At 47.1% G+C, this 26,137-nt stretch carries 27 protein-coding genes and 1 riboswitch; all 27 genes read left to right on the top strand.

Annotation, left to right across the window (positions count from 1 at the left end):
• Nucleotides 1-4 precede the first annotated feature (4 nt).
• The 27 genes from prmC (at nucleotide 5) to BM415_RS19235 (ending at nucleotide 26,119) form a co-directional block, all read left to right on the top strand.
• On the top strand, nucleotides 5-892 hold the full coding sequence (prmC, locus tag BM415_RS19370; RefSeq protein ID WP_091160839.1) for a peptide chain release factor N(5)-glutamine methyltransferase: 888 nt from the start codon (nucleotides 5-7) through the stop codon (nucleotides 890-892).
• Nucleotides 893-1,083: 191 nt separating this feature from the next.
• Nucleotides 1,084-2,286: an FtsW/RodA/SpoVE family cell cycle protein gene (locus tag BM415_RS19365; protein ID WP_091160837.1), complete on the top strand. Its 1,203-nt coding sequence runs from the start codon at nucleotides 1,084-1,086 to the stop codon at nucleotides 2,284-2,286.
• A 247-nt stretch (nucleotides 2,287-2,533) separates the two neighbouring features.
• Complete coding sequence (spoIIR, locus tag BM415_RS19360; RefSeq protein WP_091160835.1) at nucleotides 2,534-3,202, top strand: stage II sporulation protein R; 669 nt, start codon at nucleotides 2,534-2,536, stop codon at nucleotides 3,200-3,202.
• Between the two features lie 237 nt (nucleotides 3,203-3,439).
• Nucleotides 3,440-4,462, top strand: a complete 1,023-nt coding sequence (locus tag BM415_RS19355; RefSeq protein WP_244533607.1) for an L-threonylcarbamoyladenylate synthase — start codon at nucleotides 3,440-3,442, stop codon at nucleotides 4,460-4,462.
• A gap of 79 nt (nucleotides 4,463-4,541) precedes the next feature.
• Nucleotides 4,542-5,102 (top strand): manganese efflux pump MntP, encoded by a 561-nt coding sequence (locus BM415_RS19350; RefSeq protein ID WP_091160832.1) that lies wholly within the window; start codon nucleotides 4,542-4,544, stop codon nucleotides 5,100-5,102.
• A gap of 116 nt (nucleotides 5,103-5,218) precedes the next feature.
• Nucleotides 5,219-5,791, top strand: a complete 573-nt coding sequence (locus BM415_RS19345; protein WP_091160831.1) for a low molecular weight protein arginine phosphatase — start codon at nucleotides 5,219-5,221, stop codon at nucleotides 5,789-5,791.
• 71 nt (nucleotides 5,792-5,862) lie between these two features.
• Nucleotides 5,863-5,945: riboswitch (ZMP/ZTP riboswitch) on the top strand.
• A 191-nt stretch (nucleotides 5,946-6,136) separates the two neighbouring features.
• The gene (locus tag BM415_RS19340; RefSeq protein WP_091160829.1) at nucleotides 6,137-6,733 is read left to right on the top strand and encodes a TIGR01440 family protein; all 597 of its coding nucleotides are present in this window, start codon (nucleotides 6,137-6,139) and stop codon (nucleotides 6,731-6,733) included.
• A gap of 40 nt (nucleotides 6,734-6,773) precedes the next feature.
• Nucleotides 6,774-8,021 carry a serine hydroxymethyltransferase gene (gene glyA / locus BM415_RS19335; RefSeq protein ID WP_091160828.1) on the top strand — a complete coding sequence of 416 codons (1,248 nt, stop codon included), beginning with the start codon at nucleotides 6,774-6,776 and terminating at the stop codon, nucleotides 8,019-8,021.
• Nucleotides 8,022-8,263: 242 nt separating this feature from the next.
• The gene (gene upp, locus BM415_RS19330) at nucleotides 8,264-8,893 is read left to right on the top strand and encodes a uracil phosphoribosyltransferase (protein WP_047912401.1); all 630 of its coding nucleotides are present in this window, start codon (nucleotides 8,264-8,266) and stop codon (nucleotides 8,891-8,893) included.
• A 36-nt stretch (nucleotides 8,894-8,929) separates the two neighbouring features.
• Nucleotides 8,930-10,084, top strand: coding sequence for a non-hydrolyzing UDP-N-acetylglucosamine 2-epimerase (gene wecB, locus BM415_RS19325; protein ID WP_091160826.1), 1,155 nt, complete (start codon nucleotides 8,930-8,932; stop codon nucleotides 10,082-10,084).
• A gap of 286 nt (nucleotides 10,085-10,370) precedes the next feature.
• On the top strand, nucleotides 10,371-10,592 hold the full coding sequence (locus BM415_RS19320) for an ATPase F0F1 (RefSeq protein WP_091160825.1): 222 nt from the start codon (nucleotides 10,371-10,373) through the stop codon (nucleotides 10,590-10,592).
• A complete protein-coding gene (locus BM415_RS19315) occupies nucleotides 10,585-10,962 on the top strand; it encodes an ATP synthase subunit I (RefSeq protein ID WP_091160823.1) in 378 nt (125 codons plus the stop codon). Before BM415_RS19320 ends, BM415_RS19315 begins: the two co-directional genes overlap by 8 nt.
• 42 nt (nucleotides 10,963-11,004) lie before the next feature.
• Nucleotides 11,005-11,766, top strand: coding sequence for a F0F1 ATP synthase subunit A (atpB, locus tag BM415_RS19310; RefSeq protein WP_091160821.1), 762 nt, complete (start codon nucleotides 11,005-11,007; stop codon nucleotides 11,764-11,766).
• A gap of 110 nt (nucleotides 11,767-11,876) precedes the next feature.
• Complete coding sequence (atpE, locus tag BM415_RS19305; protein WP_091160819.1) at nucleotides 11,877-12,089, top strand: F0F1 ATP synthase subunit C; 213 nt, start codon at nucleotides 11,877-11,879, stop codon at nucleotides 12,087-12,089.
• Between the two features lie 91 nt (nucleotides 12,090-12,180).
• On the top strand, nucleotides 12,181-12,669 hold the full coding sequence (gene atpF / locus BM415_RS19300; RefSeq protein WP_091160817.1) for a F0F1 ATP synthase subunit B: 489 nt from the start codon (nucleotides 12,181-12,183) through the stop codon (nucleotides 12,667-12,669).
• Nucleotides 12,666-13,208 carry a F0F1 ATP synthase subunit delta gene (locus tag BM415_RS19295; RefSeq protein WP_091160815.1) on the top strand — a complete coding sequence of 181 codons (543 nt, stop codon included), beginning with the start codon at nucleotides 12,666-12,668 and terminating at the stop codon, nucleotides 13,206-13,208. The genes atpF and BM415_RS19295 overlap by 4 nt, the downstream gene beginning before the upstream one ends.
• A gap of 19 nt (nucleotides 13,209-13,227) precedes the next feature.
• Nucleotides 13,228-14,742, top strand: coding sequence for a F0F1 ATP synthase subunit alpha (atpA, locus tag BM415_RS19290; protein ID WP_091160813.1), 1,515 nt, complete (start codon nucleotides 13,228-13,230; stop codon nucleotides 14,740-14,742).
• Between the two features lie 294 nt (nucleotides 14,743-15,036).
• Nucleotides 15,037-15,903 carry an ATP synthase F1 subunit gamma gene (atpG, locus tag BM415_RS19285; RefSeq protein WP_091160812.1) on the top strand — a complete coding sequence of 289 codons (867 nt, stop codon included), beginning with the start codon at nucleotides 15,037-15,039 and terminating at the stop codon, nucleotides 15,901-15,903.
• Between the two features lie 106 nt (nucleotides 15,904-16,009).
• Nucleotides 16,010-17,416, top strand: a complete 1,407-nt coding sequence (atpD, locus tag BM415_RS19280) for a F0F1 ATP synthase subunit beta (RefSeq protein WP_091160810.1) — start codon at nucleotides 16,010-16,012, stop codon at nucleotides 17,414-17,416.
• A 76-nt stretch (nucleotides 17,417-17,492) separates the two neighbouring features.
• Nucleotides 17,493-17,891: a F0F1 ATP synthase subunit epsilon gene (locus tag BM415_RS19275; protein WP_091160809.1), complete on the top strand. Its 399-nt coding sequence runs from the start codon at nucleotides 17,493-17,495 to the stop codon at nucleotides 17,889-17,891.
• A 291-nt stretch (nucleotides 17,892-18,182) separates the two neighbouring features.
• Nucleotides 18,183-18,440 carry a DUF1146 family protein gene (locus BM415_RS19270; protein WP_091160807.1) on the top strand — a complete coding sequence of 86 codons (258 nt, stop codon included), beginning with the start codon at nucleotides 18,183-18,185 and terminating at the stop codon, nucleotides 18,438-18,440.
• Nucleotides 18,441-19,095: 655 nt separating this feature from the next.
• The gene (gene murA, locus BM415_RS19265; protein WP_091160806.1) at nucleotides 19,096-20,436 is read left to right on the top strand and encodes a UDP-N-acetylglucosamine 1-carboxyvinyltransferase; all 1,341 of its coding nucleotides are present in this window, start codon (nucleotides 19,096-19,098) and stop codon (nucleotides 20,434-20,436) included.
• Nucleotides 20,437-20,864: 428 nt separating this feature from the next.
• On the top strand, nucleotides 20,865-22,487 hold the full coding sequence (spoIID, locus tag BM415_RS19255; RefSeq protein WP_091160802.1) for a stage II sporulation protein D: 1,623 nt from the start codon (nucleotides 20,865-20,867) through the stop codon (nucleotides 22,485-22,487).
• Between the two features lie 84 nt (nucleotides 22,488-22,571).
• A complete protein-coding gene (locus BM415_RS19250; RefSeq protein ID WP_091160800.1) occupies nucleotides 22,572-23,318 on the top strand; it encodes a M23 family metallopeptidase in 747 nt (248 codons plus the stop codon).
• A 204-nt stretch (nucleotides 23,319-23,522) separates the two neighbouring features.
• Nucleotides 23,523-23,810 carry a sporulation transcriptional regulator SpoIIID gene (gene spoIIID / locus BM415_RS19245; RefSeq protein WP_091160798.1) on the top strand — a complete coding sequence of 96 codons (288 nt, stop codon included), beginning with the start codon at nucleotides 23,523-23,525 and terminating at the stop codon, nucleotides 23,808-23,810.
• A gap of 315 nt (nucleotides 23,811-24,125) precedes the next feature.
• Nucleotides 24,126-25,124 (top strand): rod shape-determining protein, encoded by a 999-nt coding sequence (locus BM415_RS19240; protein ID WP_091160797.1) that lies wholly within the window; start codon nucleotides 24,126-24,128, stop codon nucleotides 25,122-25,124.
• Nucleotides 25,125-25,234: 110 nt separating this feature from the next.
• Nucleotides 25,235-26,119 carry a flagellar hook-basal body protein gene (locus BM415_RS19235; RefSeq protein ID WP_091160795.1) on the top strand — a complete coding sequence of 295 codons (885 nt, stop codon included), beginning with the start codon at nucleotides 25,235-25,237 and terminating at the stop codon, nucleotides 26,117-26,119.
• The last annotated feature ends 18 nt before the right edge of the window (nucleotides 26,120-26,137 follow it).

Raw genomic sequence — 26,137 nt, 5'->3', positions numbered from 1 at the left:
TTTGATGCGGTTGCATTTTGAACTGCCGCAAGGAAGCAGCAATCGGGAAGCCTTTCTTAAGGCTTCCTCTTTTTTAGAAGACTGTGGTGTGCTGGAGCCGCAGAATAATGCACGTTTGCTGCTGGAGTACGTTCTTAAGCTCGAGGGGGCTGCTTATTATATGGCTCTGCCGGAAGCTTTTCCGGTAGAGCAGATTCCGGCATACGAAGAGGCCGTGAATCGTAAGGGCCGGGGGGAACCGGCCCAGTATATTATAGGGCGGCAGGAGTTCTACGGCCTGCCGTTTAAGGTAAGTCCCGCCGTGCTGATTCCGAGGCCCGAGACCGAGCTGCTCGTCGAAGCCGTTATGCTGCACGGCGACAGGCTGTGGCCAGGCGGAACACCGCTGGCCGCAGATATTGGCACAGGCAGCGGCGCGATTGCGGTGACGCTGGCGGTGAAGCGGACGGGCTGGCATGTTGAAGCAAGCGACATCAGCCCAGAGGCGCTTGCCGTTGCTGCGCAGAATGCAGCGGCGAACGGCGCAGCCGTACGGTTTCGCGAGGGCGATTTGCTCGCGCCCTTCGCGGGGGAGAGGGTCGACATTCTGGTGTCGAACCCTCCCTATATCCCGGCGGATGATATCGCCGGGCTGCAGCGTGAGGTGCGCGAGCATGAGCCGCGCACTGCGCTGGACGGAGGTCCGGATGGGCTCGGCCCGTACCGGACCATGATGGCGCAGCTAGCCTTGCTCGCTGCGCCTCCGCGGCTTATTGGTTTCGAGCTTGGCCAAGGCCAGGCGGAGGATGTAGCCGAGCTGCTGCGCAAGGCCGGCCACTGGGATGAAATCAAGATTGTGCCGGACCTCGCCGGAATTGACCGTCATGTAATAGGGATTCAGAATAAGGGATAGGGATCGATTAAAGGGATTACGAAATTGTAATCCCTCTTGGTTTTCTTTTTCCGAAACTATCCCTTACAATAGATGAAGTGTGTAATATTATGTCGAATTTAATGTTTCAGGTCGGATATTAAAGACAGAATTATTGAATGCGAAAGGTTGTTGAATAGCGCTGATGGGGCGCGTTTTAGGGGGGCGGATTCATGCTGCAGAAGTTTAAAAAGATGGATGCTTCCATCCTGGTCATCATCTGCCTGCTTATGGTCATTAGTATCATGAGCTTGTACAGTGCAACGCACGGCACCAATTTAGAAGGTCATCATCTTCGGATGCTGGCTTATTATGTGCTTGGCTTTGCGGCACTGTTTGCGATTACGCTGGTCGATTATCGGCTGTTGGTCAAATATGCTTTGTATATCTATTTCTTCGGACTGGCTACACTGCTTGCAGCGAACTTCTTCGGAAGCAACTTGAATAATGCGACCGGCTGGATTCAGCTCGGACCGTTGTCTATTCAGCCGGCAGAGCTCTTTAAGCTGGTATTGGTTATTTTCCTCGCCTCTGTGCTTATTAAGCGAGACAAGTCGAAGCTGGATTTCTGGAAAGACGTCGTGCCGATCGGCCTTCTGACTTTTTTGCCGTTTGCCCTTGTCATGCTACAGAATGACCTTGGGAACGCGCTGGCCTATGTTGTCATTCTGATTGCCCTATTGTGGATCGGGAATGTTAAAGCGTCTCATGCGCTCATTGGTTTTGTTATTGTAGCAGTTGTTATAGGCGGCGGCATCAAGCTGTATACCGTATATCATGACTCCATCTACGATTACCTGGATAAATTGGGACGTACCCACTGGGCAGAACGTCTTGACCCTTGGCTCGTTCCCGAGAAGGCGACAGCCAAAGCCTCCTGGCACACCGATAATGCCAAGCTCGCCATTGGTTCTGGCGGGATTACGGGTAAAGGTTTCATGGACGGCTCCTCTGTTCAATCCGGACGGGTCCCTTACACCTACTCCGACTCCATATTTGTCCTGATTGCCGAAGAATTCGGGTTTGTGGGTTCCTCGGTACTATTACTGCTGTACTTTATATTGATTCACCGAATGATCTTGATAGCACTGGAGACAAAGGAGAGGACCGGGCCTTACATTATTGTTGGCGTGGTGGCGATGTATTTGTATCAGGTATTTGTCAATATCGGTGCCTTCATTGGGATCATGCCGCTCACTGGAATTACGCTCCCCTTCATCAGCTACGGGGGGACATCGCTCATGATCAATATGGCAAGTATCGGCTTAATCATGAGTATTCGGGTGCACGGACAGGAGATCGATGATGATATACCGTCTCCTTCCAATAACGAGCAGAAGAAACGCTCTTTTAGCCGCAAGGAAGCAAGAGCCTAGGTATGATGACTGCGATTAGAAGCAGAGCGTTACAATATTAAGTATCAATTAGAGAAGTACGGACTGCGGGCGGGAGAATTGCTCTGCACAGGCTGTACTTCTTTTTCTATATTCACAAATGCTCACTTAACCATTCTATGAACTCTATCGATTTAATCTCTTAAAAATTTCAATTGCTAGGTTTAACTCTAGTAAATGGGGACATACTGATAGACATGAAGAACATTGGTTGAGAGGGAGACGGGGCATGCGGAAGAGTATGAAGCAGTTTCTAATGATCGTGGTGGTAATGATGATTGTCATGATGAGCTGGGAAGGTCAAAAGATGGATGCTGCGCTACATCAAACACTCATTCCGCAGGAGTCCATCCGGCTGCGAATACTGGCGAATTCCGATATGCCCGGTGACCAGCTCGTCAAAAGAGAGATTCGGGATGCTGTCGTCATGCAGATGAATGAGTGGGTCCCCGAGCTCGATAATCCAAATAGTCTGAATCAGGCAAGAGCCATGGTTCAAGAGCATATTCCTCAGTTAAAAGAATTGGTAGGCGAGGAGCTTGCAGCTCGCGGACTGAATTATGATTATAATGTAGAGCTGGCGGTCGTTCCTTTTCCGACAAAGATGTACGGCAAGCTGATCTATCCGGCAGGTGATTATGAAGCGGTTCGAATTACGCTCGGTGAAGGCGAAGGACAAAATTGGTGGTGTGTATTGTTTCCTCCTCTATGCTTTGTAGGCGGCAGCAACGGCGATCTTGCGGATAAGGATGCAGCAGATGCAGCAATTTCAACGGATAGAGATGATCAAACCACAGAGGTAGCTGCTGCAGAGGGCTCTTCTGAGCCGCAAGTCCGATTTTTCTTATGGGATTTATTGGTTAAAGTGTGGAACTGGGCAGGCAGCATGTTTGCTTAACTGATAACGATCAACGAGGAATATAGTTCTGGATGGGGTCCGTCAGATGGCATTGGAATGAACAGGAATCTCGACAACCTGTGATATACTATAAACAATTTAACGAATACAAAGAATGAGACTGGATGATTACAAATGACAATGGATTCAAATAAAAAAAAGACCTCTTATTGGCAGGTGTCGCAGCAGAACAGCAGTGACCAGGGCGGTTGGCAGGAACAAAATACGATACAAGCGATGGAACATCTGGAAGAAGCCGCGAAGCTCCTTCGGGACGGTTTCATTGTTGCGTTTCCTACAGAGACGGTGTACGGGCTGGGTGCCGATGCAAGGAATACGACAGCGGTGGAAGCCGTGTTTGAAGCCAAAGGAAGACCTTCGGACAATCCACTGATTGTACATATCGCGAATCGCGAGCAACTGAGCGAGTTTGTGAGTGAAATAAATGAATTGTCTGAAGCATTAATGAATGCTTATTGGCCGGGACCTTTGACGATTATTTTACCGCTTAAGCCAGAAGTCTTGTCAGCGCGGGTTACTGCCGGGCTAGATACGGTCGGCGTCCGAATGCCGGATCATCCTGTGGCTCTGCAGCTGCTGGCCTTGGCAGGCTGTCCTGTCGCAGCTCCAAGTGCGAATCGCTCGGGAAGACCAAGTCCGACGCTGGCCGAGCATGTTCAAGCTGATCTGGATGGACGTATTGAGGGGATTGTGGACGGCGGGGCTACCGGTGTGGGGGTGGAATCGACGGTTGTACAAGCTGATGCTGATGGAACGGTTACGATTCTGCGTCCTGGTGGAATTACGGAAGAACAGCTAAGGACGGTTGCTTCCGAGGTGCGCATGGACCCGGGTCTTGCAGCGGGTAACAATGAGGGCCTGATTGCTCCGCGTTCACCGGGTATGAAATACACGCACTATGCACCCAAAGGTTCGCTCTGCATCGTCGATGGGGATGCTTCTAAAGTAAAGGATTATATTGCAAGCAGGCTCCATGAAGCCAAGGAACAAGGGGAGATAACTGCAGTTCTGGCCTTTAGTGAGCATATCGATCAGTATCAGGCAGATGGCTTGTTCTCGCTGGGCAGTATGGAGCGGCTGGCTGAGGGAGCTCATCTGCTGTATGCCGCACTGCGAAGCTGTGATGAGATTGGCGCATCCTATATTCTGGCTGAGGCATGTCCTTCAGAAGGACTTGGTGCGGCGATTATGAATCGCCTGTTAAAAGCAGCAGGACATCAGATCATCCATGTGACGTAAGAACCTCATACTTGTCATGTTTTACTTCTTGTCCGCATATCGTGTACAAGACTTAAAGTGAACATGGGGGTATGAATGAATGCTGGTCGCACCTGCTGAACTCGGCCATCTTATCACGATTATGATTATGGCTGTTGCTCTAGGAATGGATGCATTTTCGCTGGGAATCGGAATAGGCATGAAGGGGATTCGGCTTCTGCATGTGCTTCGGCTAAGCTTGTTGATATCACTGTTCCATATTCTCATGCCTTTGATTGGTTTCTACACAGGACAATATGTCAGCTCCTTTCTTGGTCAGATTACTTCATACGCAGCAGGAGGTCTGCTTCTTGCACTCGGTGTGCATATGATATTTAACGCCTTGAGACCTGGAGAGTCAAATTTCATGGACCACCGGACGTTTGCCGGGACGATGATCTTTGCGGTCAGTGTCAGTATTGATTCCTTCTCCGTCGGTGTAACACTCGGTATGTTTAAGAGTGATTTATGGCTGACCATCATTGCCTTCGGCATCTGTGGTTTTGTGATGTCCATGGTGGGTCTATTGATTGGCAGAAGAGTAAGCCGTAACCTGGGTGAATACGGAGAAGCTGTAGGAGGGGCCATATTGCTTGCTTTTGGCATGCTGTTTATCTTTTAGCTTGTTTATTCTCTTTTGCATATTGAGCCAAAGCATCATACAATAGAAATCATCTCATAGGGAACTAAAGTTACAGCGGGTTTTCATCCAGGTATACAGACGACGGAGGTGATAATATGAAGAATATTCTATTCGTATGTACAGGCAATACTTGCCGCAGCCCGATGGCAGAGGGATTATTTCGCAAAGCAGCCGCTTCAAGAGGTATTCAAGTAGAAGTTCGATCCGCAGGAGTATCAGCGATAGATGGAAGTACGATCTCTCGTCATGCAGCTGCCGTGCTGAAGGATCATGATATTCAAGATGTAATAACTTCATCCTTGATAAATCACGATTTGGTTCAATGGGCAGATCTCATATTAACCTTAACGGGAACACATAAGCAGCATGTCATTCATCATTATCCAGATTGTGCTGACAAGATCTACACGCTGAAGGAATATGCAGAAGATGATCCAATAGTCCTGGCTGATCTTAAGGAGCTGGATCGGTTGTATGCAGAATGGGAAATGAAGCGTGCGCTTGGACAGGAACTGCTCGCTTCGGATCGGCAGCGTATTATTGAAATTCAGCAGCGGATTCCAAGCTTTGATATTTCGGACCCATTTGGCGGCAGCAGAGAAGATTATGATATAACGGCGGCGGAGATCCGTTCTGCTGTTGAACGTGTGCTGGATAAACTCAGCTGATTTTTTTGACAAAGAGCTTTAGAAGTGGTTGATTTCTAACATCTGATGTTCTATGATGAAGAAGATAAATGAGATTCCGGTGTAACTGGCGACAAGTGTGGATTAAACCACGATGGAGCATCGGAGATAACGGCCGGTCGCCTGGGCAAAAGAGCATTTCTTGCACGCAAGGTATACTTGTGTGGGAGACTGCTCTTTTTTCGTATTTCGCTAAATTTTCGGTATAATAAGACTTAAATGATCTTGGCAGATCGCAAAATAGGGCGAATTAGACGATTCTCATGAGTGAACAACTCTTTCTTGCGATCGTTTTATTTGTCACAAACGGAAGGGGTTCATTAGGCTATGGAACAGAACAGCAGTCACCCTGAAGCGGATGATATTACGGCCCAGACAGCTGAAGTGCTGGGAGAGCTTGCGAAAGAAGGGAAGCTTGGGCCAGGTAAAGTTGTAGTCATCGGTACCAGTACAAGTGAGGTGGCAGGTAAGCGTATCGGAACAGCCGGAGCCTTAGAGATTGCACAGGCATTGCTTCAAGGTATTAATGAAGTGAAGGATGCTTACGGTTTCGAGGTTGCTGTTCAGTGCTGCGAGCATTTGAACCGCGCCCTGGTGCTGGAGCGTTCACTGCTTGAACGGCTTGGACTGACGGAAGTGTCTGCCGTACCGGTTCCGAAGGCAGGAGGCTCCATGGCAGCAGCGGCTTATCGCTCCCTGCAAGAACCATGCCTTGCCGAAACGATTGAAGCACATGCGGGTATGGATATCGGTGAGACGCTCATCGGCATGCATATGAGAAGAGTTGCAGTTCCTTACCGTACAGCAAGGCGTTATATTGGAGAAGCACGGGTGACTACCGCATTGTCGAGACCGAAGCTCATTGGTGGAGAACGTGCGGTGTACCAGCTTGATGACATCAGCAACACTTCAACTTGTGATTGATAATTCTAAAAACAGATATGATATGGGAGGAATTCAAGTTATGGATCAATTGCGCAAAGCAGACCCGGCAGTACTAAATGCGATGGGATTGGAATTGAAACGTCAGCAAAACAATATCGAGCTTATCGCCTCAGAGAATATCGTCTCCGAAGCGGTAATTGAAGCGATGGGTTCTGTACTTACGAATAAATATGCTGAAGGTTACCCTGGCAAACGTTACTACGGCGGATGCGAGCATGTTGATATCGTCGAAGATATCGCTCGTGAGCGTGCCAAAGAATTGTTTGGTGCAGAACATGTAAACGTTCAGCCGCATTCCGGAGCACAGGCGAACATGGCCGTATACCTTGCTGCACTCAAACCGGGAGACACGGTGCTCGGGATGAATCTTGCGCATGGCGGTCATTTGACTCACGGCAGCCCGGTTAATGCATCCGGTCTTCTATATAACTTTGTTGCCTATGGCGTGCAGGAAGATACATTCCGCATCGACTACAACGAAGTTCGCAAAGCTGCATTTAAGCATCGCCCTCGTCTGATCGTGGCAGGTGCAAGTGCTTATCCGCGCACAATTGATTTTGAAGCACTTGCAAGCATTGCAAACGATGTGGGTGCCTTGTTCATGGTGGATATGGCTCATATTGCGGGTCTTGTGGCGGCAGATCTGCACCCGAATCCGGTGCCTCATGCTCATTTTGTAACGACGACTACACATAAGACGCTTCGCGGACCACGCGGCGGTATGATTCTTACTCGCAAGCCATGGGCTGCTGCGATCGATAAAGCCGTATTCCCAGGCAGTCAGGGCGGACCTCTGATGCATGTTATTGCTGCCAAAGCTGTTGCCCTCGGCGAAGCACTTCAGCCATCGTTCAAAACGTATGCGCAAAATGTAGTGAAGAATGCTCAAGTTCTTGCTGAAACTTTGATTGCAGAAGGTCTGAACATCGTGTCCGGCGGTACGGACAACCACTTGATGCTGATCGATACCCGTAATATCAACATCACAGGTAAAGATGCCGAGCATGTGCTTGATTCCATCGGTATTACGGTCAACAAAAATGCGATTCCGTTTGATCCTACAAGTCCGTTTGTAACGAGCGGTATTCGTATCGGTACGCCTGCAGCAACTTCACGCGGCATGAACGAAGAAGCGATGGTCGAAATCGGTAAAATCATTGCCAAGACACTGAAAAACGCTCAGGACGCAACCGTGCTGGAAGAGGCAAAACGACAAGTAACTGCATTAACTGACAAATTCCCGCTTTACCCAGAACTAAAGTACTAAAACCATATAAAATTTCCCATACTAAGAATTAGCTGACTCGGCTATTTTCTAAAACAAAGGACCGGACTGCTATCACAGTAGATCCGGTCTTTTTTTATAATGTTAGAAGTGCACAGCCAATGAAGGTGCATTTTAAGGATAGGGAATGATATAATATACAGGATTTATCGACTTGCCTGTCTATCATTTCTTATAATGAGGGCTGTTGATGAAGAATGAAGAACCTACCGGAGGGACAAGCAATGGGAAAATTGGTGGTATGTGATCACCCGTTGATTCAACACAAATTGACAATTATTCGTGACATGCGCACGAACACTAAGGATTTTCGTGAACTCGTAGATGAAGTCGCTACTTTAATGGCATACGAAATAACACGCGATATTCCGCTCGAAACCATAACTGTACAGACACCTGTAGCCGAGACAGAAGGCAAGGTCATCTCAGGACGTATGCTGGGACTTATCCCCATTCTGCGTGCTGGGCTTGGTATGCTTGATGGTGTCGTGAAATTGATTCCTGCTGCCAAAGTAGGCCATGTTGGTCTGTTCCGCGACCCTGAGACTTTGCAGCCTGTAGAGTACTATACGAAGCTTCCTACGGATGTAACGGAACGCGAGCTTATCGTAATCGATCCGATGCTGGCAACAGGCGGCTCTGCGATTGCGGCTATTGATGTGCTGAAGAAGCGTGGCTGCACTCAGATCAAGATGATGAACCTGGTTGCTGCACCGGAAGGTGTCAAAGCCGTTCACGATGCGCATCCGGATGTGGACATTTATGTGGCTGCACTCGATGAAGGCCTGGATGATCACGGCTATATTATTCCTGGTCTTGGTGATGCAGGAGACCGCTTGTACGGTACGAAATAAGAAATCAATTTGAATGCAAAGGGGCTCAAACGCGAAATGTCGAAGATTAAAGTTATGACGGTTTTCGGAGTCCGCCCGGAAGCGATCAAGATGGCGCCGCTTATTTTAGAACTGGAACGTCATCCTGATGAAATCGAATCAATTGTATGTGTGACTGCTCAGCATCGTCAGATGCTGGATCAAGTACTGGAAGTGTTCAACATTACACCGGATTACGATCTGGATGTCATGAAGGACCGCCAGACGCTGAACGAAATTACTGTAAGAGTCCTTCAAGGACTTGAGCCGGTTCTGCAGGAAGCAAAACCGGACATTGTGCTGGTTCATGGAGATACCCTGACAACATTCCTTGCCAGCTATGCGGCATTCTTGCAGCAGATCAAAGTCGGGCATGTTGAAGCAGGTCTTCGTACGTGGAACAAGCGCTCACCGTTCCCTGAGGAGATGAACCGACAGCTGACAGGTGTGCTTGCAGACTTGCATTTTGCCCCGACAGATATGTCTGCGAACAATCTCCTACGAGAAAATAAGCCGGAGTCAAGTGTATACGTCACAGGCAATACGGTCACCGATGTGTTTCAATATACGGTACGGGATGATTACACACATCCGGTGCTCGAATTTGCAGAAGGCAAGCGGTTGATTCTAATGACGGCTCACCGCCGTGAATCGCAAGGCGAGCCTCACCGCAACATATTCAGAGCCGTTAAGCGCATCGCAGATGAGTTTGAGGATGTAGCCATTGTCTATCCTGTACATCTGAGTCCTGCGGTCAAAGAGCCGGCCTACGAAATTCTAGGCGGACACCCGCGTATCAAGCTGATTGATCCGCTGGACGTCGTGGATTTCCACAATATCTATCCGCATACGCATCTGATTCTTACTGATTCAGGAGGTATGCAGGAGGAAGCGCCGTCTTATGGAGTGCCTGTCCTCGTCCTTCGTGATACGACGGAGAGACCTGAGGGTGTTGAAGCGGGAACACTGGAGCTTGTCGGCACGAACGAGGAGCAGGTGTATGCCAGAACAAAGGCGTTATTGACCGACTCGGAGCTGTATGCATCCATGAGCGAAGCAGCGAATCCATTCGGTGATGGACGAGCTTCTGAACGGATTGTCAGTGCGATTTTGCACCATTTTGGCAAAAAAGAAGAGCGTCCTGAGCAATTTCACAGAAAATTCGAAAAATAATTATTTTTATTATCTGATGAAGTGAACAGTACAGCATACAGTTAAACTGTACGGTTTACGCGGCTTTGAGAGATATTGTGAGTTTTTTTCACTGTTTTTCAAGGCCTTTTTCACAGCTGGAGCAAGGAATCCACCGATTGACAAACAGTTTACCCATTCAGTAAGATAATTGGGATTGGACAGGCCAGATGCATAATTCATCGTTTTTTCCGGAGTATTGGCGAAGAACGAGAATTTGACTCATTTTCCATATACAGCGCTTTCTAAGGGATGGGTTGTGTCTACGATGAACCAAGATAAACCATGGTTAATTGCTCTTGCAATCGGGGGTTCTGGCATCCTGCTGGCTACTTACATAACCATTGGATTCTTTGCGAGTAGGTGGCTGATGAATCTCATAGACGGACCGGCTTATATTATCGCGATCGGTTGTATGGTCGGGCTGGTGCTGGGGGTTCTGAATATAGCTATGTTTATTAAGAAGTTTTTGGGGGCACAAAATGATTAATTTGTCTTCCATCGTAAATGCTGTGACAAGATTGGCATTCTTCCTGCTTGCATTTGCTTTTATGGGATGGGCGCTGCTTCCGGAATATCGTCCCGTGTCTCTGGGATTTATTATCGGTATAAGCGCAGGATTATTTAACTTCCGTTATCTGTCTATCAAAGTAAAGCAAGTATCTGAGATCGCTGTCGAGACCCAGAGTAAGCGTATTAACTTTGGATTTCTGACCCGGATCTGTATAACGATTCTTGCGATTATGTTTGCAATCCGGTTTGATTCTGTATCAATCTGGGCCACCGTCGCAGGACTTTTTCTGGTGCAGGTGCTTGCTGTCCCAGTAAGTATTATCGAAAGTATCAGAAAAAAAGTTTAGTTTAGCACAATATAACTACGGGAAAGGGGTGAAAAAGTCACGATGCATTATTCACCTATAATTGAAGTCGGGTTTCTGAAGATTGATCTTTCCGCTGTAATGATGCTGACGGTGACAGTCCTTGTCGTATTCTTGCTTGCAAAACTCGCAACACGGAACTTGTCTGTCGAGAATCCGTCTAAGATTCAGAACTTTATGGAATGGGTCGTTGAGTTCGTACAGAACATCGTAGCAAGTGCAATGCCGCTAAGCAAAGGTAAGCCTTACATTACTTTAGGTCTGACATTGATCTTGTTTATTTTTGTAGCTAACTTGCTTGGATTGCCATTCGCGGTTATTACAGAGCACACTACTGTGACCCAGGTATTTGGTCAAACTCTTACAGCCACAGCGCATATTGAGCCAGGTTACAAACCACATATCTTATGGTGGAAGTCACCTACAGCTGATGTGTCCATCACAGCAGGCTTGGCGATTGTAGTGTTTATCCTGATCCACTATCTTGGTCTTAAGCATAATCGTAAGCATTATCTTAAGCACTATGTGGAGCCGTTCCCGGTATTTCTTCCGCTCAATATCATTGAGAACCTGGCGAAGCCAATCGCACTCGCAATTCGTTTGTTCGCAAACATCTTTGCCGGCGAGATCTTAATCTCAACGATATTGAAGTTGTCATTTGTAGGTATCCCAATCTTGGCCGTATGGCAAGGATTTAGTATCTTCGTCGGTGCCTTGCAGGCGTTTATCTTCACGATTCTCTCGATGGTATACATCGCACAGGCTTCCATTCACGAAGAACACTAGCATTACTGATAAACTCTGAATACACATTCATAGAATGCTGTCGAAGAGATTATTATATTTATCAAATTGTTATTAATTAAATTTCAAATATCTGAGGAGGATTTTTTCAAATGGAAATGTTAGCAGCAGCTATTGCAGTAGGTTTAGGTGCCCTTGGCGCAGGTCTTGGTAACGGTATGATCGTAAGTAGAACAGTCGAGTCTATCGCTCGTCAGCCAGAAGCTCGTGGTCCATTGCAAACAACAATGTTTATCGGTGTTGGTATCGTCGAGGTAGTTCCTTTGGCCGCTACCGTTATCGCGTTCTTGATTATGTTCTCTTAATATTAGGTTTACGGTTTGGCGGGGAGGGCGATGCCATCCGCGCCTTCGTTTTGTTAAGGCATAACGTGATAACTGGAAAGGAGTGACCTGAGTGGAAATTTTATGGGAAAATATTCTTCTTGCCATGGCGGCTTTTGTCATCCTCTATGTGCTACTTCATAAGTTCGCTTTTCCAAAGCTATTTGGCATTATGGAACAGCGTCGTGAATTGGTAATGCAGCAAATGGAAGATGCTAGAAAGACCCGTGAGCAAGCTACTGCATATGTAGAAGAGCAGAAGGCTGCCCTTCAAGAAGCGCGCAATGAGGCTCAAGGCATTATCGAACAATCCCGCAAAACGAGTTCAACTCAAGCGGAGCAAATTATTGATCTCGCGAAGCAAGAGGCGGAACGTCTTAAAACTGATGCGGCTCGTGATATTGAGAGCGAGAAGAACAAAGCTGTTGCGGCTCTCCGTGGCGAGCTTGGAGCAGTATCTGTACAAATCGCTTCCAAAATTTTGGATAAAGAAGTTAAGGAAGACAAGGCTCAAGAAGAGCTGGTTCAGAAGTATCTAAATGAAGTAGGAGGCAGACCATGAGTCGGGATACGGTAGTTGCTAAACGATATGCCAAAGCATTGTATGATGTGGCGATCGAGAAACAGTCCGTCCTGGAAGTGGAAGCCGAACTTCGCGCGGTTGCAAGCTCCATTACGGGAGATCGCGACGTTTTGAAATTTATCTCTTCTCCAAATGTGAGCGTTTCTGCGAAACTGAGTATTCTGGATGCTTTGAAAGAGAAAGTATCCGAGCCAGTTCTGAACACGGTCAAGCTGCTCATTGAGCGCGGTCGCGTTGGGATATTGGATGCTGTTGTTGACAGCTACCTGGATCTTGAAGCTTCATCTCTCGGGATGGTTAACGCTCGCGTGTATTCTACTTATGAGCTGAGTGAGGAAGAAAAGCAAGCGGTGTCGAAAGAGTTTGGAGATCGTATCAATAAACAGATCCGCATTGAAAATATTGTCGATAAGAGTTTGATCGGGGGACTGAAGGTCGTAATCGGTGATATGGTTTATGATGGCAGTCTGGCAGGTCAATTGAAACGGATAGAACAGTCTTTTAGTAGACGAGTATAGTTGTGAGGGGTGAGGACACTTGAGTATCAGACCTGAGGAAATCAGTACTCTAATTAAAAATCAGATCGAACAGTACAAGACTGACATTGAAGTTAGCGAGGTTGGTTCTGTAATCGAAGTCGGGGACGGTATCGCCCGCGTATATGGACTCGAGAACGTAATGTCCGGTGAGCTCGTTGAATTCTCAACTGGCGTATTGGGTCTTGCACTGAACGTAGAAGAAAGCAACGTAGGTATCGTTATCTTGGGACCTTACACGGATATCCGTGAAGGCGACCAGGTTAAGCGTACCGGTCAAATCATGCAGGTGCCTGTTGGTGAAGCCATGATCGGCCGCGTTGTTAACGCACTTGGTGAGCCTGTTGATGGTAAGGGTCCTATTGAAACAGAACATTTCCGTCCAGTTGAGAATAAAGCTCCAGGGGTTATGGCGCGTAAATCGGTTCATGAGCCGATGCAAACAGGTATCAAAGCGATTGATGCGATGGTTCCTATCGGCCGTGGTCAGCGTGAGCTCATCATCGGAGACCGTCAAACGGGTAAAACCGCTATCGCTATTGATGCGATCCTGAACCAAAAAGGAAACGGAATGAAATGTATCTATGTTGCGATTGGACAGAAGCAGTCTACGGTTGCACAGGTCGTTGAAACTTTGCGCCGCAACGGTGCCATGGAATACACAACTGTCGTAACTGCATCGGCTTCTGAGCCTTCTCCGCTTCTATACATTGCTCCGTACGCAGGCTGTGCGATGGGTGAGTACTTTATGTACAAAGGCGAGCATGTTCTTGTTGTATACGATGACTTGACTAAACAAGCATCCGCATACCGCGAACTTTCCTTGCTGCTTCGTCGTCCTCCGGGCCGTGAGGCATATCCAGGTGACGTCTTCTACCTGCACTCCCGCTTGCTTGAGCGTGCAGCGAAGCTGAATGATGAGCTTGGCGGTGGTTCATTAACCGCACTTCCATTCATTGAAACACAAGCATCCGACGTATCGGCTTACATTCCAACGAACGTAATCTCGATTACAGACGGACAGATCTTCCTGGAAGCGGACTTGTTTAACGCAGGTCAACGCCCGGCGATCAACGTAGGTATCTCCGTATCCCGTGTTGGTAGTTCCGCACAGATCAAAGCGATGAAAAAAGTTGCTGGTACACTGCGTCTTGATCTGGCTCAATATCGTGAGCTTCAAGCATTCTCCCAGTTCGGATCTGATCTTGATAAATCTACTCAAGCTCGTCTGAACCGTGGTGCTCGCATGATGGAAATCCTCAAACAAGATGTGCACAAGCCATTGGCAGTTGAACTTCAAGTTGTCAGCTTGTACACAGCTGCTAAAGGATATCTTGATGAGATTCCAGTTGGTGATGTAACACGCTTTGAGAAAGAATTCCACAGCTTTATGGTAAGCAACAAGCCGGAAGTTTTGGAATCCATTCGCACAAATAAAGACATCACAGCAGATAATGAATCTGCACTGAAAGAAGCAATCGAGACCTTCAGAAAGAGCTTCTCTACTTCTGTTTAAGGGTTTGGATTGATCGGGCAGATTACTGGTTAAATATAATGATTTTGTGCAAGAAAGGCTGCGCGGCTAACGTACGCCGCAGCCTCTCTTGTATAAAGTTTTATAGATTGAATTGCTACGGATTATGTTTTTGACTTTGTCAAAAATTCAAGCTTATGCTTACGAAGTAAGTTTTTGACTTCGTCAAAACCAAGCTTATGCTTACGATGTTAGTTTTGACTCCGTCAAAACTTTAAGTTTACGCTTACGAAGTAAGTTTTTGACTTCGTCAAAAACTCTAAGGTGGTGAAAAAAATGGCAAAAGGCATGCGCGAAATCAAGCGCCAAATCAAAAGTGTACAAAACACGAAGCAAATCACCAAAGCAATGGAAATGGTCGCTGCGTCCAAGCTGAGAAAAGCCCAAGAGAAGGCTGAGGCTGCAAGACCCTACTCCGAGAAACTGAAGGAAGTGGTTACAAGCATCGCATCCTCCTCCAATGAGGTCAGTCATCCGATGCTTATCTCGCGTCCGGTTAAGAAAACAGCTTACCTGATCATTACTTCTGACCGCGGTCTTGCGGGTGGTTATAATGCCAACATTCTTCGTCAAGTCACGCTCACCCTTAAAGAACGTCACTCATCCCAAGATGAGTATGTTCTGTATGTCATCGGAAGAAAGGGACGTGATTACTTCAGACGTCGTGGGCAGGCCATTGAGATGGATGTAACGGATCTATCCGATTCGCCGGCTTTTGCGGATATTAAAACCATTGCGAACCAAACGGTAAATGGATTTGAAGAAGGCAAGTTCGATGAAATTTACATCTGCTATAGCCGTTTTGTAAATGCAATTACTCAAATTCCGACTGTAGAGAAGCTCCTGCCTATGGAAAGACCCGAACAGCAGTCTTCCAGTGCCTCTGCTCAATATGAGTACGAGCCTTCATCGGAAGCTGTATTGGAAGCTCTTCTTCCACGTTATGCAGAAACTTTGATCTACGGCGCACTTTTGAACGGTAAGGCGAGTGAGCTGGGTGCTAAAATGACGGCTATGGGAGCAGCGACGAAGAACGCTTCCAAGCTTATTGGAGAACTTTCTCTTACTTATAACCGAGCACGTCAGGCTGCAATCACGCAAGAAATTACGGAGATTGTTGCCGGAGCCAATGCTCAATCTTAATAGTAATGTATGGAATACTATAATCGAAGGCTAGACGGGACAGGGATTAACATGATCTATTCATGTTGTCTCTAGAACTGATATAGCTTGTAGGAGGGAACTAAAGATGAATAAAGGACGCGTTGTCAGCATTCAGGGTGCGGTCGTTGACGTCGAGTTCGACCGCGGCGGACTCCCTGATATTAATAATGCGATTACGATCAACACAAAGTTAGACAACGGTACTGAGATTAATCTGACGCTCGAAGCTGCGAAGCATCTTGGCGACAATCGTGTACGTTGTATCGCGATGTCTTCCACAGACGGTCTGGTTCGTGGAACGGAAGCGGTCAATACTGGTGAGGCAATCTCCGTACCTGTTGGTGAAGTGACTTTGGGTCGTGTATTTAACGTATTGGGAGATCCAATCGATAATAAAGATGCAATTGAAGCTGCAGCTCTTCGTAACCCGATTCACCGTGAAGCACCTAAATTTGATGAATTGTCTACACAAGCAGAAATGCTTGAGACAGGAATCAAAGTTATCGACTTGCTTGCGCCTTATGCCAAAGGTGGTAAGATCGGTCTCTTCGGTGGTGCCGGTGTAGGTAAGACCGTTACAATTCAGGAGCTTATCAATAACATTGCGCAAGAACACGGTGGTATCTCCGTATTTGCCGGTGTAGGTGAGCGTACGCGTGAAGGTAATGACTTGTACCATGAAATGACGGATTCTGGGGTTATCAGCAAGACGGCGATGGTATTCGGACAGATGAACGAGCCACCAGGCGCACGTCTTCGTGTAGCGTTGACAGGTCTTACGATGGCGGAATATTTCCGTGATCAAGAAGGCAGAGACGTACTTCTCTTCATCGATAACATCTTCCGCTTTACTCAAGCGGGTTCTGAAGTATCCGCTTTGCTCGGCCGTATGCCGTCTGCGGTAGGTTACCAGCCTACACTTGCAACGGAAATGGGTCAATTGCAAGAACGTATCACTTCCACGAAGACAGGCTCCGTTACTTCCATTCAAGCGATCTATGTACCTGCCGATGACTATACGGATCCGGCTCCAGCTACAACGTTTGCTCACTTGGATGCAACGACCAACCTTGAACGTAAAATTTCTGAGATGGGTATCTATCCTGCGGTAGATCCTCTTGCTTCCAGCTCCCGTATTCTTACACCGGATGTTGTGGGTGAAGAGCATTACAATGTGGCACAAGGCGTTAAACGTATCTTGGCTCGTTATAATGAGCTTCAAGACATCATCGCGATCCTGGGTATGGACGAGCTTAGTGAAGAAGATAAAATGCTCGTAGCACGTGCACGTAAAATCCAACGTTTCTTGTCCCAGCCGTTCCACGTAGCAGAAGCATTTAACGGTATTCCGGGTAAGTATGTTCCTGTTAAAGAAACAGTACGCAGCTTTAAAGAAATCCTCGACGGTAAGTACGATCATCTTCCGGAAGCTGCATTCTTGTTCGTGGGTACTATTGAAGAAGCTGTAGAAAAAGCAAAATCAATGGAATAGTTCTTAAGCCTTAGGAACTAATGATCCACACATGAAGTGAACTATCCCTTGCGGGTAGTGTTCAGGAGGGATGACAGTGAGCACCTTTTTATTGGAAATCGTAACTCCGGAGCGACTCATCTATTCTGAACAGGCTGACAGTCTGGTTGTTCGAGGTCTGGAGGGGGAACTGGGTATTTTACCTGGTCACGTTCCCTTCGTGACTCCGTTGCAGATTGCGCCTGTAACGATTAAAGCGAATGGTAAAGAACAAAGAATCGCCGTTGCCGGTGGTTTTGTTGAAGTTCGCAAAGAGAAGGTCGTAATTCTGGCTGAAAGTGCGGAGCTGGCTAATGAGATTGACATTGATCGTGCGAGAGCAGCGAAAGAGCGAGCAGAAACCCGTCTCTCGAGCAATCGGGATCAGTATGATCACCGCCGCGCCGAGCTTGCACTGCAGAAAGCCATGAACCGACTTAAAGTTTCCGGTCAGTAATCAGTGAGATAGAATGAAGCTTGAGATCATTCTAAATATATATGAAGTGAAGAAGGATCTGGGGCATTTATATATCCCAGATCCTTCTTTTATTTTGATATTATTTCCGAGGAAATGACAGAGAATTACCCGGACAAACAGGAAATGTGTCTGAAAGAGAACAATTTTGACGAAGGTGACTTATATTGGCAGTCAGATATGATGTTTGGCATGTTGACAAGGGGGCGTCTACCGACTATGATTTCTCAGTGTGTGATTTTCTGATGTTATGATAAAGGCGGAGGGTAGGATATGGATCAATTGGTGAACGACCAGCTTAATCAAGCTGTTAGTGTAAATGGTCTGGTAGCGATGATCGTTTCACTCGCCTGTGTTGCGTTAGCCTGGTGGTCATTACAGCATTTGAAATTGGACTTATTCGTTCGTCACCCGCAGAGTCCCCAAGCTAGGATGCTGCAGCTGTTAATCGCAATTGTACTTGGTCATTTTGTGTCTGAGTTCATACTGAAGTATTTGAATTGGACTCAAATGCTGAAATATCTGTTCTAGTGAATTTGACATAAATTCACTTGTCAGAATCAATTTCATATATAGAAAAAATAAATCATTTTGATCTATATAGACTTGATTAAGCAGCTAAAGTTATTATGAAATTGATTCAACCATGTGAGATTTTTCTCGAATGTGCTGGATAGCTAGATATCGATTGGGCGTTACCATGAAGCAAGGTGAAGAATAAATTTATAAAAATCTTGTTTTAAAGATATATAAAGCTGGTTAATCTCTGTTAGGCAAGAACAACACGGCTTTTGTCGAATAACATCATCTTTTTATGTGAACAATGAAAGTAATGAACGTCCCTCTAAAAGAGGGTCAAACGAGGCTTAAAGGAAGCCAAAGCTAGAATATTCTGTCTTATACGAAAAAATGCTTGTCTCCTTTATTTATCAGGTGTTATGATGGAATTTAGGGGATTAGCGATTGACTCGCTTTTTCTTCGATTTGTAGTTTAGTTACGACAAAATTATTCTAATAACAATGAAAACGATTCTTTTCTGAAGAAAGACATCTTGACGAACATTCAATAATGATGTCGAAAATGATGTCGAATTTTCCGATTCATTCGGGCAGCAACGGATGATCTGTTTTACAGGATCTAAGATTGTAAGCAGAAAAGGGAAAAAAACGCGCGGAGGGAACCATGATGAGCAAATTTATCGTCCGCGGAGGCAAGAGATTGACCGGAAGTGTCAAAGTCAGCGGCGCTAAAAATTCAGTTCTTCCGATCATCGCCGCCTCTCTCTTAGGGGAAGAAGGAGTAAGCACAATTATTGATGCGCCTCCTCTCGACGATGTGATGACTATTAACAAAGTACTGGAATCGTTAGGAGCGGAAGTACAATACCAGGATGAGGTAATTACCGTAAATGCAACGAAACTAACTTCGTGCGAGGCCCCTTACGAATGGGTTACCAAAATGCGGGCTTCCTTTTTGGTTATGGGTCCTTTGCTAACTCGGATGGGTTATACAAAAATATCTTTACCAGGCGGATGCGCCATTGGTACTCGCCCGATTGACCAGCATCTCAAAGGGTTTGAAGCCATGGGTGCCGAAATCAGCCTTGGTCAAGGTTATATAGAAGCACGTTCTAACGGCAAGCTGCGCGGAGCTAAGATATATCTGGACGTAGCCAGTGTTGGAGCGACAGAGAATATTATGATGGCTGCTACACTTGCTGAAGGAACAACGACGATTGAGAATGCGGCAAAAGAGCCTGAGATCGTCGATCTTGCTAACTACTTAAATGGAATGGGAGCTAAAGTCCGCGGAGCGGGAACAGGTGTCATTCGTATTGATGGAGTTGACAAACTTCACGGCGTGAAGCACACCGTTATTCCTGACCGGATTGAAGCGGGTACTTATATGGCGGCAGCTGCCATTACAGGCGGCGACGTTTATGTCGAGGGAGCGATCTCGGATCACCTCGGTCCTGTCATTTCCAAGATGGAAGAAATGGGCGTAACCATTATTCCTGATGAGAATGGCGTACGTGTTATTGCGGACGGCCCTCTCAAAGCTGTTGATGTCAAAACCTTACCATACCCAGGCTTCCCTACAGATATGCAGTCGCAAATGATGGCGCTCTTGCTTAAATCGGAAGGAACAAGTGTTGTAACGGAAACGGTATTTGAGAATCGCTTTATGCATGTGGATGAGTTTAATCTGATGAATGCCGAAATTAAAGTAGAAGGTCGTTCTTCTATTATTACTGGCGGTGCGAAGCTGACCGGAGCCAAAGTCACATCGACGGACCTGCGTGCAGGGGCTGCTCTGATCTTGGCTGGCTTAATTGCTGACGGTACGACAGAAGTCGGCGGTGTACATCATATCGATCGAGGATATGTTCATTTGGCTGAGAAGCTGAATGGCCTTGGTGCTGATATCTACCGCATTTCTGTGGAAGAGCCGAAGCTGGAGAACAAGGCTAGCGAGAAGAAGGCTGAAGAAACACCTCTTTTCAAAGTTCAATCCAGTTTAGCTTAAAGAAGGTACAAATATAAGCAACAGTGTGTTCGAACAGAGAACCAGGCTCCTCGTGGCCTTGGTTCTTTTTTTTATATCGATGGATTAATGCATAGTTAAACGCCGCGGCATTCTACGAAATAGCTAGTATACGACTGTGAGTGTATTGTGTTGTGTTGTAACTACTATTAGTAGCTGCTTCTAGTATGAAGGAGTAATAGATGTCCTGTATTGAGTGTTTGAGGATATACATAATAATGGGCATGTATGCATGTTTACGGTTCAGTTCATGCTGTAATTCCATTCTATAAATACCTGCTAGTATCTTCATTTCGATTCTCTTATTTAGTTCTATCAGATGGTGGGGACTCATAAGTATAGCCTATGAAGTCTCTACGAGCCTTGTAATTGACATATTGACAGGCAAATAGAACGGAGGGAACTCGAAGATGAGCGAGACACGCAGCAATGAATCATATAAGAGAGAAGGAGTACGCACCTATCGAAGAAGCCGGATCGTCCGAATCCCATGGCCGACTAGGCATGCTGTAGATTCCATCTCTATTGCACTGGAAGAGGCGGAATCTAGTCCGTACTTCATCTCAAAAAAGAAGCCGAAGGAACCTGACCACGATGCAGCTGAGTCTACATTAATAGATAGCAAAATAAAACAAAAACAAGAAGAGAACGTCGAGCTTGAATCCGCTGAGAAGCATGCAGATCATAATAAGTCAGGGAGTGCGCGGACAGCCTCTGTCAGGCATAAGCTGCCTGAAGTATTTTTCTTCGGTGCGACAAGCAAATCCTCGGCAGAATCGGAGTCGGGGCCGGGGGCGCAGCCGGATCGTTCGCCGGCTGCTCACGGAGAGGACGGGCCGGCTCCCGCCACGGCCCGTTATGTCTGGCGCCGCGGCAGCAGCCCGTGGCGCCCCCCTCGGCGGCGCTTCGCACCTGCCGCCGGCCTCGCGGGGCTGGCCCTCACTGCACTGCTGATCCCAGCAGTGCTCGCATGGCCCCGCGAGGGAACTCCGCCGCAGCCCGCGCCAGCGGCGGTAGAGACCGCGCCTCCCGCCGCCGGCAAAGGCACCGGCGGGAAGGCGCCGCAGGAGGCAGCAGCTCCGCCCGCTGCCTCTCTGCCGGATACACCTGGACCGGCGGTTACGCAGCCGGCCCAGGTGTATCCGGAACCCATGGTGCGCGTCTACCTGGCGGAGACGGGCACCATTGATACGGTGACGCTGGAGCATTACGTCACCGGGGTACTGGCGGCCGAAATGCCTTCGGACTTCGGCCTCGAGGCACTGAAGGCGCAGGCCATTGCCGCGCGCACCTATATCGTGAAGCGTCTCGCCACAGGCGATGCCAGCGGGGTTCCTGTCAGCGGAGCCGATGTCACGGACACGGTGGATCATCAGGTCTATCATCCGTACGGCAGTCTTGAAGACAAGTGGGCCGAGCTTGGTAAGCAGCAGGAATGGGTGAAGCTGGAGCAGGCTGTCCGGGAGAGCAAGGATACGATTATGACATACAAAGGAGAACCGATTACCGCCTCCTTCTTCTCCACTAGCAATGGGTATACGGAGAACTCCGAGGAGGTGTGGCAGGAGGAGGTTCCTTACCTTAGAAGCGTAACCAGTCCATGGGATGCCAAGATCGCGCCTGGATTTCAAGAGAGTGTGACGATGTCGCGTGTGGAATTTATGAATAAGCTGAATGTGATACCGGATCCGGTGCCTGTGTCTACCAATAATGCAGGAGCCAAGCCTTTTATCGAAGTGATCTCCAAGACCGAGGGGAATCGGATCAAAGAGATTCGGGTCGGCAGCAAGATTTTCTCCGGACAAGATATAAGAGAGCTGCTGGGGCTCAGGTCTAGTGAATTCAACTGGTCTACCAAAGGAAGCAATATTACGATTACGACGATAGGATATGGACATGGCGTAGGCATGAGCCAGTGGGGGGCAAACGGCATGGCACTGGAAGGATATACGGCAACAGAGATTCTTAAACACTATTATACTGGGATATCGTTCGGACGAGCCTCCGAGCTCTTATATAAAGAGAAATCCTGAACTCTCAAAAAATTTCATAAATATTTTAATAGGCGAGTATAAAAGAGTTGCGCTCGGTAACACTTGTTACTGAGGTGATAGAATATGAATGAACAAAACAAAAATCAAAACCAAGAAGATGCTCCAAAATCCAATCAAGGAGCACAAAGTTCGCAACCTTCATCCTGGAAAAAGCTGTTGTCCAAAAGGTGGGTATACCCGGCAGCTTACATTGCCGCAGCAGCTATTATACTAACTTTAGTGTGGGTCTACCAGGACACAACCAGACAATCTCTAGTGAATGAGACCGTAAACAGTGAGGTTTCAGAAACAGGAGAATCTGTTCCTACGACTGAAGTGAATGTGGAAGAAGAGCCTGCTAGCAGTGGTGAAGGAGAAGGTACAGCCGAGAATCTCGCATGGCCGGTTGCAAGCGCAGCAGATGTTAGTGTCGTAAAACCTTTCTATAATTCAGAAGGGACAAGCGATGAAAAAGCAAGTGCATTGCTAGAGTATGACCAAACGTTTTTTGCTAATGTCGGTATTGACCTTGCAAGAGCAGACGATCAAGCTTTTGAAGTAAAAGCAGCACTCAGCGGTACCGTAACTCGTGTAGAAACACATCCGGTCAACGGAATGGTTGTTGAAATTACGCATGACAATGATTTGAAGACTGTATATCAAAGCTTGTCCAATGTTACGGTGAAACAGGATGACAAGGTAAAACAAGGTGATACCATCGCCTCATCAGGAACCAGCGAGCTGGAGAAGGATCTGGGCAACCACGTTCACTTTGAAGTATACGAAGCAGGGAAACCGGTTAATCCAGAACAGTACCTGCCACAAAAATAATAAAAGAAGAGTATCTTTATAAGCAGCGGGGAAACCCGCTGTTTTTTCTTTTTTGCCGCTTAAATCGCGGAATTGGACAAACCTGTGGATAATGAAAATGAAAATAAATCAATCCAACGAAGCTTGTCACCCTTTGAAACCGTGAATATCTAGGCACGCCCCTCATATAATGTACCAAACTATCCACAGTAGGGAGGCGGGAGCGTGCACGATTACATCAAGGAACGGACCATTAAGATTGGACGCTGCATCGTTGAGACGAGGCATACGGTCCGGACGATCGCCAAAGAATTTGGCGTTTCAAAGAGCACGGTGCATAAGGATTTGACCGAACGGCTGCCGGAAATCAACCCTGATCTTGCCGATCAGGTAAAGCACATTCTTGAGTATCATAAATCCATCCGTCATTTGCGGGGAGGAGAGGCCACCAAGATCAAATATAAGAAATCGAGCGGCAAAAAACGGGAGGTGTTCGCCTCCGGCAAATCTTGAGATTGCCCTGCCTAAGATAGGACCAGAAGCATACAAATGCATTGAATACCTCCCCTGAAGTATGATATGTTAAAAGATGGGATTACGTCGAAATATGACTAGTATACTATTGAACTTTCACATAAAGTTGCTGTCTTTTGTCGAACAATAGCTATATGAGGAATTAAGCATTCATTTGAGTCATTCGAGTGATGCAAGATTCGATATGCAACAAACAACGTATTTTCATGAGGATTTTGCATAAATCCATGTGCCAGCCATTCACATTATGCAAAATCCTGGACCTATAAAATATCACTTTGGGGGCTCTTTTATATGTTAAGCAAGGATATCGGCATTGATCTTGGCACAGCTAATGTGCTTATTCACGTGAAAGGAAGCGGAGTTGTGCTTGATGAGCCTTCTGTCGTTACGATTGAGAGCGGGTCCAAGAGAGTCCTCGCCGTTGGAGAAGAAGCAAGACGCATGGTAGGACGCACACCTGGAAATATCGTGGCCATCAGACCTTTACGTGACGGGGTTATTGCTGATTTTGACATTACGGAAATAATGCTTAAATATTTCATTAATCGGGTTGGCGGCAAGAATTGGTACAGCCGTCCCCGTATTTTAATATGTGCACCGACCAATATCACTTCTGTGGAGCAGAAGGCTATTCGCGAAGCTGCTGAACGCAGTGGTGCGAAGGAAGTGTTTCTGGAGGAGGAGCCCAAAGCAGCGGCGATTGGCGCAGGCATGAATATCTATGAACCGAGCGGGAATATGGTCGTTGATATCGGCGGGGGAACAACCGATGTTGCTGTGCTGTCGATGGGTGAGATCGTTACATCTTCTTCTATTAAGATGGCGGGAGATAAGTTTGATGAAGCTATACTGAAGTATATCAAAAATAAGTACAAGCTCCTGATCGGAGAGCGGACGGCAGAGCATATTAAGATGATGATCGGTACGGTACATCCGAATGGTGAGCAGGCTGAACTCGATATTCGCGGACGGGACATGGTCAGCGGCTTGCCGAAGACGATTATGGTCACATCAGATGAGGTTCAGGAGGCGTTGTCCGACCCTGTTGAATCGATTGTAGCCTCTGCCAAATTTGTACTGGAGCAGACACCGCCTGAACTGGCTGCCGACATCATTGATCGTGGAGTGATTTTGACCGGTGGAGGTGCACTGCTCAAAGGATTGGACGAGCTGCTCGCGGAAGAGCTCCGAGTTCCGGTTCTGGTGGCTGAAGATCCAATGCACTGCGTCGTGAAGGGGACGGGCCTGATGCTCAATCATTTGGATCGTTCCCTTAAGAAAAAGTTCTAATCTGCCGATATAGCAAGAAGCAGTACATATATACATGAAGCAAATTTTGGACTTATGCTTATGAAGCTTTGATTTAATATAGAGAACATTTAAATGAAGGAGGAGTAAGGTTGATTCGTGGTCTTTATACGGCGGCAGCCGGAATGGTAGCCCAGCAGCGCAGACATGATACCGTAACGCAAAATATCGCAAATTTGAATACTACAGGATACAAGCAGGTGGAGAGTGTTACTCGTTCTTTTCCTGAAATGCTCCTGGAGCGGACGGGGGATGCTTCTTCACCTGGCAATAAGAAGGTGGGTCTGCTCAACACAGGAGTATATGCGGAGGAGAGCTTGTATTCGAATATCCAGGGAGCGCTCACACCAACGGAGAACAATATGGATTTTGCGCTGTATTCCGATCTGAGAGTTATTGACCCGAATACAGGCCAGGCCGTGCCTTTTGATGCTTCAGGTAAATATATAAGCAACAACGGCAGCGTCATCTATCAGCCGCAGGCTTTTTTCACCGTTCAGGACAGTGAAGGCAATGTTAAATATACACGAAATGGTGAATTCAGTGTGGATGCAGAAGGCAGGCTTCTCAGTGCAACCGGCTACGAAGTGCTGTCAGATAATGGCGAGCCGATTGTGTTGACAGGATCCGTAAATCAATTTAAAGTGGACGAGCAAGGACGTCTGGTGAATGCCGTTAACGGTACCCCTACTGGGCTTAATCTAGGTATTTCCATTATTGATCAGCCTCACCAGCTTGTCAGAGAAGGCAATGGTAATTTTGTACTGGATCCTTCAGGTGAAGGGACGGCCAGGCTGCTGGCAGATGGGGATAATGTACAAGTTCAGCAAGGATTTCTGGAGCAGTCTACGGTTGATGCGTCTCAGTCTATGGTTGACATGATGGCGGCGCTGCGACTGTACGAAGCGAATCAGAAGGTAATTCAATTCTATGATAAGAGTCTTGAAAAGGCTGTAAATGAGATTGGCCGTGTCTAAATGGTGATATGGCTGCAG

The sequence above is a fragment of the Paenibacillus sp. 453mf genome (genome assembly GCF_900116105.1).
GTDB classification, from domain to species: Bacteria; Bacillota; Bacilli; order Paenibacillales; family Paenibacillaceae; genus Paenibacillus; species Paenibacillus provencensis.
This window is presented reverse-complemented; position numbering and strand designations above follow the sequence as displayed.